Source organism: Pseudomonas sp. CG7, assembly GCF_023701885.1.
Taxonomy (GTDB): Bacteria; Pseudomonadota; Gammaproteobacteria; order Pseudomonadales; family Pseudomonadaceae; genus Aquipseudomonas; species Aquipseudomonas zanjanensis.
The window spans coordinates 1-13,057 of sequence record NZ_JABAEE010000124.1 but is presented as its reverse complement, the minus strand read 5'-3'; the positions used below and the strand labels follow the sequence as shown (position 1 = coordinate 13,057).

12 protein-coding genes are annotated in these 13,057 nt (G+C 63.0%); all 12 read right to left on the bottom strand.

Annotated elements, in window-relative coordinates; genetic code table 11:
- Positions 1-128 precede the first annotated feature (128 nt).
- Positions 129-3,224: an MdtB/MuxB family multidrug efflux RND transporter permease subunit gene (locus HGO40_RS28905; protein WP_250965830.1), complete on the bottom strand. Its 3,096-nt coding sequence runs from the start codon at positions 3,222-3,224 to the stop codon at positions 129-131.
- Positions 3,221-4,537, bottom strand: coding sequence for an MdtA/MuxA family multidrug efflux RND transporter periplasmic adaptor subunit (locus tag HGO40_RS28900; protein ID WP_250965829.1), 1,317 nt, complete (start codon positions 4,535-4,537; stop codon positions 3,221-3,223). Before HGO40_RS28900 ends, HGO40_RS28905 begins: the two co-directional genes overlap by 4 nt.
- Before the next feature lie 191 nt (positions 4,538-4,728).
- Positions 4,729-5,229 carry a thiol peroxidase gene (gene tpx, locus HGO40_RS28895; RefSeq protein WP_018602018.1) on the bottom strand — a complete coding sequence of 167 codons (501 nt, stop codon included), beginning with the start codon at positions 5,227-5,229 and terminating at the stop codon, positions 4,729-4,731.
- Between the two features lie 125 nt (positions 5,230-5,354).
- Entirely contained in the window at positions 5,355-6,026 is a 672-nt protein-coding gene (locus HGO40_RS28890; protein ID WP_250965828.1) for a DUF3313 domain-containing protein, read from the bottom strand.
- 119 nt (positions 6,027-6,145) lie between these two features.
- A complete protein-coding gene (locus tag HGO40_RS28885; RefSeq protein WP_250965827.1) occupies positions 6,146-6,640 on the bottom strand; it encodes a hypothetical protein in 495 nt (164 codons plus the stop codon).
- 97 nt (positions 6,641-6,737) lie between these two features.
- A complete protein-coding gene (locus tag HGO40_RS28880) occupies positions 6,738-7,235 on the bottom strand; it encodes a GNAT family N-acetyltransferase (RefSeq protein ID WP_186705748.1) in 498 nt (165 codons plus the stop codon).
- A gap of 282 nt (positions 7,236-7,517) precedes the next feature.
- A complete protein-coding gene (locus HGO40_RS28875; protein WP_250965826.1) occupies positions 7,518-8,498 on the bottom strand; it encodes a LysR family transcriptional regulator in 981 nt (326 codons plus the stop codon).
- Positions 8,499-8,715: 217 nt separating this feature from the next.
- On the bottom strand, positions 8,716-9,660 hold the full coding sequence (locus HGO40_RS28870; RefSeq protein ID WP_250965825.1) for a peptidylprolyl isomerase: 945 nt from the start codon (positions 9,658-9,660) through the stop codon (positions 8,716-8,718).
- A complete protein-coding gene (locus HGO40_RS28865) occupies positions 9,657-10,136 on the bottom strand; it encodes a YbjN domain-containing protein (protein WP_250965824.1) in 480 nt (159 codons plus the stop codon). The genes HGO40_RS28870 and HGO40_RS28865 overlap by 4 nt, the downstream gene beginning before the upstream one ends.
- A 22-nt stretch (positions 10,137-10,158) precedes the next feature.
- On the bottom strand, positions 10,159-10,806 hold the full coding sequence (locus HGO40_RS28860) for a DNA repair protein (protein ID WP_250965823.1): 648 nt from the start codon (positions 10,804-10,806) through the stop codon (positions 10,159-10,161).
- Between the two features lie 15 nt (positions 10,807-10,821).
- Positions 10,822-12,513, bottom strand: coding sequence for a putative porin (locus HGO40_RS28855; RefSeq protein ID WP_250965822.1), 1,692 nt, complete (start codon positions 12,511-12,513; stop codon positions 10,822-10,824).
- A gap of 39 nt (positions 12,514-12,552) precedes the next feature.
- A partial coding sequence (locus tag HGO40_RS28850; protein ID WP_250965821.1) for an energy transducer TonB family protein occupies positions 12,553-13,057 on the bottom strand: 505 nt, incomplete at its 5' end.

The following is a 13,057-nucleotide window of genomic DNA, read 5'->3' as shown; positions in this document are numbered from 1 at the left end:
TGCTCCATGGGCCCGGCGTGTGTGGCGCGGCCGCTGCCCCCCGCTTCCGTGCGCCGCGCGCAAACCTGTGGCCGCACCCCGCCCCTCCGGGCGCATGCTCCCTCGCCACGAAAAGCGCTGCACCGCCGTCATACCCGCACCTCATCTGCCTCAGGCCTGGCAAACCGACGCCCCAGTCGATCGAAATACAGGTAGATCACCGGCGTCGTGAACAGCGTCAATACCTGGCTCACCAACAACCCACCCACCATCACCAAGCCCAGGGGCTGGCGCAGTTCGGCGCCGGAGCCGGTGGCGAGCATCAGCGGTACGGCACCGAACAACGCCGCCAGGGTGGTCATCAGGATCGGGCGGAAGCGCAGCAACGCCGCCTGGTAGATCGCCGTCTGCGGGTCCATGCCCTGGTTGCGTTCGGCGTCGAGGGCGAAGTCGATCATCATGATCGCGTTTTTCTTGACGATGCCAATCAGCAGGATGATGCCGATGATCGCGATCATGCCCAGGTCATTGCCGCTGAGGATCAACGCCAGCAAGGCACCGATAGCCGCCGAGGGCAAGGTGGAAAGGATGGTGATCGGGTGGATGTAGCTTTCGTACAACACGCCCAGGACGATGTACATGGTCACCACCGCCGCCAGGATCAACAGCAAGGTACTCGACAACGACGCCTGGAATGCCTGGGCCGCGCCCTGGAATTCGGTCTGCACCCCCACCGGCATGCCGATGTCCTGCTGGACCTTTTCGATCACCTCCACCGCATGCCCCAGGGCCACCCCCGGCGCGAGGTTGAACGACATCATCACTGCGGGAAACTGCCCAATGTGGGCAATCGCCAACTGAGCCTGGCGCTCTTCGACCCGGGCCAGGCTCGACAGCCGCACCTGCCCGCCATCGGTGGTCTTGACATGAATCTGGTTCAGCGCCTGCGGACCGATCCGCTCCCCGGCCTGGGCTTGCAGCACCACGCGGTACTGGCTGGCCTGGGTGTAGATAGTGGAAATCTGCCGCTGGCCGAAGGCGTCATACAGCGCATCGGTGATGTTCGACACCGAAACGCCCAGGCGGGACGCCGCGTCGCGGTCGATCACCAGGTAGACCTGCAGGCCCTTGTCCTGCAAATCGCTGGCGACGTCGGTGAGTTCCGGCTGGCGGCCCAGGGCCTCGACCAGGCGCCCGCTCCAGAGACTGAGCAACTCGGCGTCCGGCGAAGACAGGCTGAACTGGTACTGGGTACGGCTGACCCGGTCTTCGATGGTCAGGTCCTGCACCGGTTGCATGAACAGGCGAATGCCCACCAGCCGGTCCAGCTGGGGCTGCAAACGGGCAATGATTTCGGTGGCGCTGTCATCCCGCTCGCTATGGGGCTTGAGGTTGATCAGCAGGCGCCCGCTGTTGAGCGTAGCGTTGTCGCCGTCCACGCCGATGTAGGACGACAGGCTCTGCACCGCCGGATCGGCGAGGATCACCTTGGCCAGTAGCTGCTGGCGCTCGCTCATGGCGGCAAAGGAGATCGATTGCGGCGCTTCGGAAATGCCCTGGATGACCCCGGTGTCCTGCACCGGGAAAAAGCCCTTGGGCACGGCCAGGTACAGCACCACCGTCAGCACCAGGCTACCCACGGCCACCAGCAGGGTCAGCGGCTGGTGCTTGAGCACCCATTGCAACTTGCGCCCGTAGGCGGCGATCAGCCAGTCGATCCAGGCGCCGCTGGCGCGATAGAAACGGCCTTGCTCTTCTGCCTTGGGCTCGCGCTTGAGCAAGCGAGCGCACATCATCGGCGTCAGGGTCAGGGACACCACCAGGGAAATCAGGATCGCCACGGCCAGGGTGATGGCGAATTCGCGGAACAAGCGCCCGACCACGTCGGCCATGAACAACAGCGGGATCAGCACGGCAATCAGCGACAGCGTCAGGGAAATCAGCGTGAAGCCAATCTGCTTCGCGCCCTTGAGCGCAGCCTGCATCGGGCTGTCGCCCTCTTCGATGAAACGGGCGATGTTCTCCAGCATGACGATGGCATCGTCCACCACGAAACCGGTGGCGATGGTCAGGGCCATCAAGGTCAGGTTGTTGATGGAGAAACCGGCCAGGTACATCACGCCGAACGTGCCGATCAACGACAACGGCACGGCCACCGACGGAATGATCGTGGCACTGACGCGACGCAGGAACAGGAACGTCCCCATCACCACCAGAGCGATGGCGATCAGCAATTCATGCTGCACATCGGTGACCGAGGCACGGATGGTCTGGGTACGGTCGGTCAGCACAGTGACGTCCAGGCCGGCCGGCAGGTTGTCGGTAATGCTCGGCAGCAGGGCCTTGATCCGGTCCACCACCTCGATGACATTCGCGCCGGGCTGGCGCTGGATGTTCAGCAGCACGGCCTGGTTTTCGTTGGCCCAGGCGGCAAGGCGTTCGTTTTCGGCGCCGTCGACGATCTGCGCCACGTCCTTGAGCCGCAACGGCGCGCCGTTGGCGTAGGCCAGGATCAGTTCGGCGTAGTCCTTGGGCGACGTCAACTGGTCGTTGGCGTCGAGCATCGAGACCCGCGTCGGGCCGTCGAAATTGCCCTTGGGCTGGTTGACGTTGGACGCACCGATCAGCGTGCGCACATCCGCCAGGTTGAGGCCATTGGCCGCCAGGGCCTCGGGGTTGACCTTGATGCGCACCGCCTGGCGCTGGCCGCCAGCGATGGTGACCATGCCGACGCCACTGATCTGGGCGATTTTCTGCGCCATGCGGGTGTCCACCAAGTCATTGAGCTTGGGCAGCAGCATGGTCTTGGACGTGATCGCCAGCGTCAGCACCGGGGTGTCGGCCGGGTTGACCTTGTTATACACCGGCGGCGCCGGCAGGTCCGTGGGCAGCAGGTTGGTGGCCGCGTTGATGGCGGCCTGCACCTGCTGCTCGGCGACGTCCATGTTGATGTCGAGGTTGAAGCGCAGGGTGATCACCGAGGCGCCGCCGGAACTGGTGGAGGCCATCTGCGTCAGGCCTGGCATCTGCCCGAACTGCCGCTCCAGGGGCGCGGTGACCGCGCTGGTCATCACGTCGGGGCTGGCGCCCGGGTACAGGGTCATCACGCGGATGGTCGGGTAATCGACCTGGGGCAACGCCGACACCGGCAGCAGCCGATAGGCGATCAGGCCGGCCAGGATGATCGCCAGCATGCTCAGGGTGGTGGCGACCGGGCGAAGGATGAACAGCCGCGAGATATTCATGCGCCGCCCTTGTTCGCCTTGTCGGCCGCGGCCGGCTCAATCGGTGCTGCCGCGGACTTGCCCTGCAGGTGCTCGGTGGGCGTGGTGGGCACGTCCTGGCTGTCGTTGACCACTTCCACTTCGCTGCCCTCCTTCAAGCGATCGGTGCCTTCGAGCACCACCCGGTCGCCGGCGGCCAGGCCTTCGGTGACCACGGTGTTGGTGCCGTCGCTGGCGCCGATCTTCAGCTTCTTGATGGTGACCTTGTTGTCACCTTCCAGGGCATAGACAAAGGTGCCGTTGGTGCCGAACTGGATGGCGGCCGTCGGCGCCAGGGTCACGCCTTTGAGGGTGTCGGCCAGCAGGTGGACGTTGACGAACTGGTTGGGGAACAGCGACTGGTCGCGGTTCTCGTAGCGGGCCTTGAATTTCAGGGTGCCAGTGGTGACGTCGATCTGGTTGTCCAGGCTCTGCAACACGCCACTGGCCTGGCGCTTCACGTCGCCGCGATCCCACGCTTCGACGGGGAGTTTCGCCCCGCTGCGGTAACGGGCGAGCACCGTGTCGAGGTTGTTTTCCGGCAAGGTGAACACGACGCTGATGGGTTGGGTCTGGGTGATGACCGCCAGGGCGGTGGTGTCGTTGGCCGACACCAGGTTGCCGCCGTCCAGTTGACGCAAGCCGCCGCGGCCAGTAATCGGTGCGCGGATCTTGGTGAATTCGAGGTTGAGCTTGGCGTCGTTGACGGCCGCCTGATTGGTCTTGACCGTGCCTTGGTACTGGCCCACCAGCGCTGCGGCGGGGTCGAGGGTCTGCTTGGCAATGCTGTCTTCGGCGTACAGGCCGCGATAGCGCTCAAGGTCTACCTGGGCATTTTTCAGCTGGGCCTGGTTCTGCAACAGCGTGCCTTCGGCCTGGAGCAAGGCGTTCTGGTACGGGCGTGGATCGATCTCGGCCAGCAAGTCCCCGGCCTTGACCATTTGCCCCTCTTCGAAGGCGATCTTGACCAGTTCGCCACCCACGCGACTGCGCACGTTGATGGTGTTGAGGGCCGTGACCGTACCCAGCGCCTTGAAGTACAGCGGGAAGTCCCCGGTCGCCACCGGCGCTACACGCACTGGAATCGGGCCCGTCGCCCCACCGAACCCCGGGCGCATGCTACCGGAACGTCCCACATGCCCCGCGGCTGCTTTCTCCCCTGCCCCATTTTTTTCGGTCGAGCCACTGGGCCAGAACTTCCAGGCCAGCGCTGCGATGACCAGCAGGACGAACAAGCCAAACAGCCAGCGACGGGAATTGCGGGAAACAGAGGATTGCATGGAGTGATCAACCATTGGGCGCGTGGGCTTCTTTTACGGGAGGCTGAACGATAAGCACTGGCGGCTATTTAGCAAAGCGCCTTTACCGGCAATTTACCTTGGGCTTACCTTTCGGATAGTCGGCTAATGCCTTGAAGCACAAAAGAAAACGGCCTGGGCTGGGCCAGGCCGTTAACAATTGTAATAAATACTTTATTTCAATCCACTTATTTCAGGACAGCCAGCGCCGCGTCGTAGTTCGGCTCTTCCGCGATTTCCTTGACCAGCTCGCTGTGCAGCACGGTGTCGTTTTCGTCCAACACCACCACGGCACGGGCGGTCAGGCCTTTCAGTGGGCCGTCGGCAATCGCCACGCCGTAGTCCTGGATGAATTCGGCACCGCGCAGGGTCGACAGGTTCTGGACGTTTTCCAGGCCTTCAGCGCCGCAGAAACGCGCCTGGGCAAATGGCAGGTCGGCAGAGATGCACAGCACCACGGTGTTGTTCAGCTCGTTGGCCTGGGCGTTGAACTTGCGCACGGAGGTGGCGCAGGTCGGCGTGTCGACGCTTGGGAAAATGTTCAGCACTTTGCGCTTGCCGGCGAAGTCCTTCAGGGAAACGTCCGACAGATTGCCGGCAACCAGGGAAAAGGCTGGCGCCTTGGAACCGGCTTGTGGCAACTGGCCGTTGACTTGGACCGGGTTGCCTTTGAGAGTGACTTGAGCCATGAACGGATTCCTTCTGACAGGTTTGAATATGGTGAGGCCGGAGTTAACCACGAAATGCTCGCGCGACCTACGCCCGGACATAAAAAGACACGGCGTCGACCTCACCTCCTGCACCACGGCGGTGACTATTTGGCCTTGAGTTTCAGGAATGACTGATGCAGATCCGACGCCCAGCCATCGATGACCCCTTTGACGTCATCGGGCTTCATGACCTGGGACTCGTTGGACAGCGGCTTGCCGGTGCCTTTGCGCACGACTTGGGCGACCACCGCGTGAGTGCCACCGTCGAGGAAAACCGCTTCGGTGCCCAAGGTGGTTTCCTGGTCGCGAATACCACTGGCGGTGCTGACAGCCGCCGCCACCAGCGCAATCGGGATCACCTCATAAGGTTTCAAGCCTTCGGTCTTGCTACTGACAGCCGTGATCGCCGCACGCACCACGAGAACACCCGGCCCCGGAGCGGTCGCCAGGGGCAAGGATTTTTCCGCTTCCCGCTTGAGGGCCTGATCGTAGTACGCGGTGATACCCGACAGCGTGGCCTGGGGGATTTTCACGGTCGGCTGCGGCTTGGGGTAAAGCTGCGTCGGCTCGATGTAGAGATGGGTGTACTTGCCCGGATCAATCTTCGGATCGATCCAACGCATGACCACTGCCCCCGACGGCGACTTCTCTTCCTTGAGCCGGCTGTAATCGCCGAGGAACCCGGAATACTCATCCGGCTGGGTCACTTTGCTCGAGCAACCCGCCAAGGCGAGCGTGGCGATGCAAACACAGCCGATCATGGACGAAAACTTCATGCTGTCACTCCTGTAAGCCACACGAGGCGGCGCCGGAACTACAGGTATAGCCAATGGGCGGTTTTTTGCCTGTCCTGCAAGGAAGAAGGCTATGGCAATAACGTTCCTCGCCTATGCCCTCAGCCCCGATCGCGTGGTATCAAGCTCTGTAATTGTTGTGCGAGAAAGTCCGCGTCGAAAGCGAACGTGTCAGCGTCCTTCAGTCCATTGGTCCGCCGCCATTGCCATTGCACCGATGGCGGCTGGCAAACCAGGGAGATACTCCCGTGACGGGTCGAGGCCAGGCCGATGATCGACAAGGAAACCAAGCCGCCCACACCCATCACCTCAGGCACGAATTCCACCGGCTTACCGGTAATGGTCAAGATCAGTTTTTCAGTCTTGAAACCAGACGTCTCTATCGGAACGCTCGGCCCGTGAGCCACATACGTCTCACGGTTCAGCGTCAAAAGACCGGGCGCCACGACGGGCGCCAACCATTGTTCGATTTGTCCGTACAACACCTTGATCTGTTCTGACCAAACCAGTGATTGAGCCTGGTGCTGTTGCTTCTTGTGCGCTTCGCTGTCTGCGTAGTGACGAAGCATCTCGCCCAATTGCCGTATATCGTCCATGGGCCGTTCCTCGATTAGGGAGTGCTGCGAGGCTGGATGATGACAGGTCCAGAACGTCGGCGTACGTAAAAGCCACTTTGCCTGCGTGGTTGATCCTTCAGCGCAGCCGCGCCATGGCCAATGTGTCCACCCAGCGACCGTCACGCACGGCATAGTCGCGCAACAGGCCTTCGGTTTCGAAGCCGAACTTGCGATACAGCCCTATGGCCGCTTCGTTATCGGCGTACACCGTCAGTTCGACTCGCCGCAGGTTCATCCAGTTGTCCGCGACATCCAGCGCGGCAGCCAGCAACATCGAACCCACGCCCTTGCCCTGCCAGGCGACGGCCACGCCCATGCCGAGGCTGCCGCAGTGAGCCCGACGCACCCGTGTGAACTGCTCGAGCCCCAGGTTGCCGATGACTTCCCCCTCGTGCAGGGCCACCAGTTTCAATAGGCGCTCGTCATCCGTCGCCAGGCGCTTGCGCCAGACTTCGGCGGACTGGAAAGGCATCTGCAGCACCTGGCGCGTCACCGCCGGGTCGTTGTAGAGCGCGGTGACGCCGGGGATATGAACTTCAGTGAAGCGTTCGAGGGTGATCGAAGAATCAGACATGGGACTTCTTCCTGGAGGCGCGACAAGGCCAAGCACTATAAGCCGCGCCAGTCTGCCGAGGGAACCTGTGGGCCAATTGCTGTGATGCCAGATGTGCCGGCCTCATCGCGAGCAAGCTCGCTCCCACCCTGGATCTTCAGCGAGGATAAATCTTGTGTTCGGTACACCACTCATTGTGGGAGCGAGCTTGCTCGCGATGAGGCCCTTTCAGCCAGCATTGATGTTGCATGAACAACCGCTAGCGCGAACAGGCTCGCTCCCACAGGGTTACTGGGATGCCAGTCAGGCCTGGAACCAATCCCGGCGCTCAGCCAGTGTGTGTTGGATCAGCTCACGTAGCATCTGCACCTCTGGCGAGCCTTCGGCCTGGGCATTGACGGCCATCCACAAATGCCGCTGCATGGGCAGGCCGAACACGTCGGGCAGCGCCACCAGGCCTCGGTCGAAGCGGCTCATGTACTGTGGCAAAAGGCCGATGCAGGCGCTGCAGCGAATCATTTCCAGCATCAGTTCGTAGGATTGCACCTGCACCACACCGGCCCGGCGCTGTTCTATCAGGGCGTTCCACGGTGCGAAACCGTCCACGTGCCGATCCGCCTGCCCTTGCACCAGCATGTAGTCATTCAGGTCGTCCAAGCAGTCCGGGCGCGTGGCCGGGCGTGAATAGCGTTTGGCAATGTGCGGCAGATAATCCAACCGCGCCAGTCGATCCGCGGGCAATGTGGCGAAGCTCGGCCCCGGCGCCAACGCCTGGGCATCACTCAACCACAGCACCAGGTCGGCGCTGACGGCTTGCAGCGCCAGTTCACTGTCCAGGGTGATGATCTGCAATCGCACGCTGGCGTTGCGCCGCAACAACGAAATCAGGTCACGCCCAAGGATGTCATGCAGAATCGACTCGGCCACGGCCAGGCGAATCAAGGGCTGATCGTTCAGCGGCGGCGAGTTTTCATGGGCCAGGCCGATCAATCGCGCCTGCAACTGCCGGCCTTCGCGACTGAGGGTCAAGGCGCTGCCCTGGAAGCTGAACAATGATCGTTGCAGCCGCCCCTCCAACTGCGCCAATTGCTTGCGCAGCCAGGTCGCCTTGACGTTGAGGCTGCGGGCCGCTTGCATGAAGCAGCCGCAACGGGCACTGACCAGGAAACACTGCGCCACCTGCGGCTCGATATCGCCGGCAATGGCCAGCCAAGGGTCGGGGGCACGCAACGGTGTGCGGTATGGGCTGACAGCCTGGCGTCCTGCGGGCTCGATGAAGGTCATGGGTGACTCCCTGTCGGTGGTACGAATACATGAGGCTGCGCGGGGTCTTCAGCCAGGCAAGCTGCCCTGTGGCGAGGGAGCTTGCTCCCGCTGGGTTGCGCAGCAGCCCCAAAAAACTGTCCCCGATTCTTGTTGAAAGATCGCGGTCATTTCGGTGGGGCTGCTACGCAGCCCAGCGGGAGCAAGCTCCCTCGCCACGGGTTGGGTATGGACTCCACTAGAGCCCCTCCTCCAACACCTTGCTCAACTGCGCGCCATCGATGCTCAACGTCGCCGTGTCGAGCATGCCGTCCAGGTATGCCTTGGCGATCTGCTCCTGGCGTTCGGCGCGCAGGGCCTGGGTCAGGCGTTCGCGGACTTCGTCCAGGGTCGCTTCCCGGGCCGGTTGCTGTTCGGTGAGTTTGATGACATGGAAGCCCGCCGGGCTCTGCACCGGGTCCGACACCGCGCCGACTTTCAAGCGCGCCACTGCCTCACGCACAGGGGGAACCAGTTGCTGCAACGGCTGATAACCGCTGTCACCGCCCCGTTCGGCACTGGTGCGGTCTTGGGAAAAACGACTGGCCAGGGCGCCGAACTCGGCCGGCGACGCCTGGGCCTTCTTGCTCAGTTCCAGCGCTTTTCGGCGCACCGCCTCCACGGTCTGCGGCTCGGTGGCTGCCAGGAAAATCTGGCTGACGCGGTACAGCGCCGGCGCCGTCCAGTTGGCTTTCCCTGCATCGTAGGCCTGCTTCAACTCCTCTTCACTGGGGTAGCCGGCCGGCACCTGGCTAACCGACTGCAAGTAGTCCCGAAACACGATCTGCTCAGCCGCCGCTCGGGTCTGGCGCTCCACCTCGGGGCGCTGGCGCCAGCCCTGGGCATCGGCCTGTTCCAACACGGCTATTTCCGCCAGGCGCGCACGGATCCAGCCTTCCAGCGCAGCCCGATTGCCACGCATTTGCTGGCGAACCTCGGGAGCCAGCGCAGCCAGCAAAGCCTTGAGCTCGGCGGGGCTGACCTGCTGGTTGCCCAAGCGGGCCAGACTCGGCGTGTCGGCCGAAGCAACACCGGCGGTCTGCACCGCGGCGACCGGATCGCTTCCCGGCCGCAGGCCCAGCACCAGCGCCACGGCGATCAGGCCCAGCGCCGCGGCGCTGATGACGACGGTCGGCTTTTTCACGATGCGACAGCCTCCTCCAACGGCGCCTCGACGGGCTCGGCCGGGGTTTGCACCCCCGCCGCGTTCTGGCTGTATTCACGCAGGAAGACAATGAACTCCTGCAACAGGCGGTCCCACAGTTCCAAGTGGCTGCGCAGATGATCGGCACTCACGCCCGCCGCGACGACCACGTCCATTTCCATCACCAGGAATTCGCCCTGCAGCGACAACCGGGCAAAGCGCCGCGACGCGTTCCACCGATCAGCCAGACCGGCCGGCAATTCGCCCTGCACTCGCAAGGCACAGCTGAAGGTGAAGTCCAGGTATTCGCCCGCCGTCGCTGCCGGATTGCCGAATCGCACGGCAAAGCCGATGCCCTGACTGGCGCTAAGCAACTGCACAATGCCGTTCTGCTCGGTTTCGTTGACCCGATAACCGGCGGCCTGCAACAACTCGGTGAGGGATTTTGCGCCGACGTATTCAATCATTGCGGTCATGTTCGGTTCTTCCTTGTGCTGTTCAGTGGGTAATCGAGGCCTGGGGCGCATCGAAACGGTACTTGTAAAGATCATCGCCAAACCCTTGGGCCAGCTCTTCGAAACGCACCCGGGCCTTGGCCGCGAACGGCTGGCGGATTTTCACGATGTCGGTCACATCGATGGTTTCGTAAGCATGCAGCAGGGGCTTGGCGACTTCGTACATCTGCTGATTCTTGACCGAACATTGCTGCACTTGTGTGTCACGCTCGGTCAATTGCCCTTCCAGGCGGGCGCGCTCGGCCTCTTTGCCACGGGCCAGGGCCAGCAGTTCTTCATAGGCTTTCTTGAACTTGCCGACTTGCTCATTGCTGGCCGCCACCTGGGCCTGGGCCTGGCTTTGCAGGTTTTTCTGGTGCCCGGCCAGTTGTTCGCTGAGGGCCTGGGCCTTGCTCAGTTGCGCAGTCAATTGCTTGATCTGCGCCTGGGCGTCCTTGGCCTGATTCTCTGCTGCCTGGCGGGCAGCGCTGGCCTGGGCCTGCTCGCTCTGCAGGGCTTGCAACTGCGCGGTAGTGCTGCGCAATTGTGCCCGCAAGCGCTCTTCCAGGCCTTCGCCGTGAGCCATGCCGCTGAGCACCAGGCCCAGCATCAGCAACGCGGCCGGGCATTGATAGTTGGCTCGCCTTTTCATGAGGCCTCCCAGCGCTTAGAAGCGCGTGTTGATTTCAAGCTGCAAGACATCGATGTCGTACGGCGCGCCGTACACCGCTTCGGAACTCAACCAGCGGCCGGTGGCAAAGACGTTGCTTGCCAGGCCATAGTTGCCGCCCAGGAAATACCCCTTGGCATTGGTGCCCCCCAGATGGAATGACGAATCGTTGAAGCCGTCCGGCAAGGCGTCCGGCTGGATGTACTTGTAGCCGGCGAACAGGTTCCAGTCGCCCTCGCGCTTGAGTTCCAGGGAGTTGCCAAGGGTGAACTGGAGCATCCAGGCGTTGGCGCCGCTTTCCACCTCGCCGTTTTCGTCCAGGTTGTTGGCGAACTGCCCTTCGGAGCGCTTGCGCATCTCGCCTTCGTCGTAGCCCAGGTTGTGGACGTAGTGGGCCTGGCTGCGCAGCTTGAGGTCTTCGGGCAGATCGGTGTCCCAGGCGACGTTCAGGTCCAGCAGGTTGAACTCCGAGGCCAGGCCGACGTATTGCGGCTGCGGCGTGGCGGACGGGTTGAGCGGATTGGGCGTGATGTCGCGCAGCAGGAACACGGTGTTGCCCTTCTGCATGAACGCCACCCGCGAACCGTCGCTGTCGCAGCCTGGATCACCGGCCCAGGGCTCGCACGGCGAGGAACGCTGGCCTTCGATGTCGTCGAAGCGGTAATAGGCCATGGCCCCCTTGATCCGGTTGCTGTCGTTGATGGCCCAGTTGGCCCCCAGTTGCGCACCGTACAGCCACTTGTTGTCGCTCTCTTCCTTGTCGCTGCCATTGCTGGTGCTGGTGTCGTTGGTGTACTCCACCGGGAACGCCCCGACAGTACCGAACACGCCCCAATCCTGATTGAGCTTGTGGTTGAATTTCGCCGCCACGCCATCGAAGTTCAGGTCACCGGAATACAGCAGGTCGGTGGAGAAAAACGGGTTGGCGAAACGCCCGCCGGTCAGGGTCAATTCGTCCGACGGTTTCCAGTTCAGGTAGCCCTGGTCGAGCCAGAGGTCTTTCTTGCCAAAGCCGCCGCCCAGGGTCTGGGTGGGGGACACCGGGTTGTTGTCCGAGCCGGTGCCGATGCGGATGCCCGCCGTCCATTGCGGGGCAATCACGGCCTTCATGCCCAGGCGGGCGCGCAGGCGGAACAGGTTTTCCCGGGCTTCGCGGGTGTTGAGCAACGGCGGCAGGCTGGAGCTGCTGTTGGGATTGACGTCGTAAGGCCCTCTGTCATTGAGTCGGGCAAAGTCGACGATCTCGTTGCTGTTGGTGCCCGAGTAATAGCGCGACTCATCCCGCAGGCGAATGTCGCCATCGAAACTGATGCGCGAGACCCAATCCGGGAAAGTGTTGGGCTGAGCCCAGTTTTCCTGCTTGGCGGTGGCCATGACTTCAGCCTTGACCTGGTCGCGGATCTGCTCGCGGACGATGTTCGGCACGTATTGCACCCGCACATCCCCCGGCGCACCGGCCGGGGTTGCGACAACTGCCGTAGCCGCCTGGCGGGCCTGCACGGCTTCCCGTTCGGCCTGGGCGATCAGGCCATCGGCCTGGTCCTGCTTCAGCACGCCCTGCTGCACCAGCAGGCGGATCAGATTGATCGTGGCGTTTTCCGACGGCGCCGAGGCGGCGGCCGCTTGTCCAGCCAGGCTCAAGACCACCAGGCCGATTGCCCACGACAATCGATTCACATTGGAAATCATCTGCACACAACTCCTGTTGGCAAACTGTCAAATAGTCGGTTAACCCGGCCGCCGTCCCTGCAAGGACAGGCGCACGGGCAAGGTCAGGGAGGCCGGCGGCCGCTCGGTCAAATGGGGTGCGGCACGCAGGGCGGAAATCACTTGCTCGTCCACCTGCGGGTTGCCGCTGGACTTGACCAGCTCGACCCGGGTGATTTCGCCCACGGCACTGAGCCAGACATCGGCCTGCAGCGAGAACGCCAGACTGCGCAAGTCGGGGTTTTCCCGCAGCAAGCGCTGGAAGGTGAACGCCAGGAACTGGCTGTAGGTGCCATTGCCCAGACGGCCGCCCCCTGCCCCGGCCATGCCGCCGCCCTTGCCGGCGCCGATGTTGAAAGCGTCGTTGCCGGACTGGGCATCGCCGTCCATCTGCATCGGGTTCGCCAGGTCATCGACCGGCGACGGCGGCGCTTCTTCTTCGGGCTTGACCTCTTCAGGTTCCGGGGTCGGTTCGGGCTCGACCACCTTCTCCTCGACTTGGGGCTCCGGGGCCTTGGGGTTTTCC

Excerpts from the sequence above, each read along its gene's own strand:
- HGO40_RS28905 (WP_250965830.1), bottom strand. The coding sequence starts at position 3,224 with ATGAATATCTCGCGGCTGTTCATCCTTCGCCCGGTCGCCACCACCCTG.
- HGO40_RS28900 (WP_250965829.1), bottom strand. The coding sequence starts at position 4,537 with ATGGTTGATCACTCCATGCAATCCTCTGTTTCCCGCAATTCCCGTCGC.
- tpx (WP_018602018.1), bottom strand. The coding sequence starts at position 5,229 with ATGGCTCAAGTCACTCTCAAAGGCAACCCGGTCCAAGTCAACGGCCAG.
- HGO40_RS28890 (WP_250965828.1), bottom strand. The coding sequence starts at position 6,026 with ATGAAGTTTTCGTCCATGATCGGCTGTGTTTGCATCGCCACGCTCGCC.
- HGO40_RS28885 (WP_250965827.1), bottom strand. The coding sequence starts at position 6,640 with ATGGACGATATACGGCAATTGGGCGAGATGCTTCGTCACTACGCAGAC.
- HGO40_RS28880 (WP_186705748.1), bottom strand. The coding sequence starts at position 7,235 with ATGTCTGATTCTTCGATCACCCTCGAACGCTTCACTGAAGTTCATATC.
- HGO40_RS28875 (WP_250965826.1), bottom strand. The coding sequence starts at position 8,498 with ATGACCTTCATCGAGCCCGCAGGACGCCAGGCTGTCAGCCCATACCGC.
- HGO40_RS28865 (WP_250965824.1), bottom strand. The coding sequence starts at position 10,136 with ATGACCGCAATGATTGAATACGTCGGCGCAAAATCCCTCACCGAGTTG.
- HGO40_RS28860 (WP_250965823.1), bottom strand. The coding sequence starts at position 10,806 with ATGAAAAGGCGAGCCAACTATCAATGCCCGGCCGCGTTGCTGATGCTG.
- HGO40_RS28855 (WP_250965822.1), bottom strand. The coding sequence starts at position 12,513 with ATGATTTCCAATGTGAATCGATTGTCGTGGGCAATCGGCCTGGTGGTC.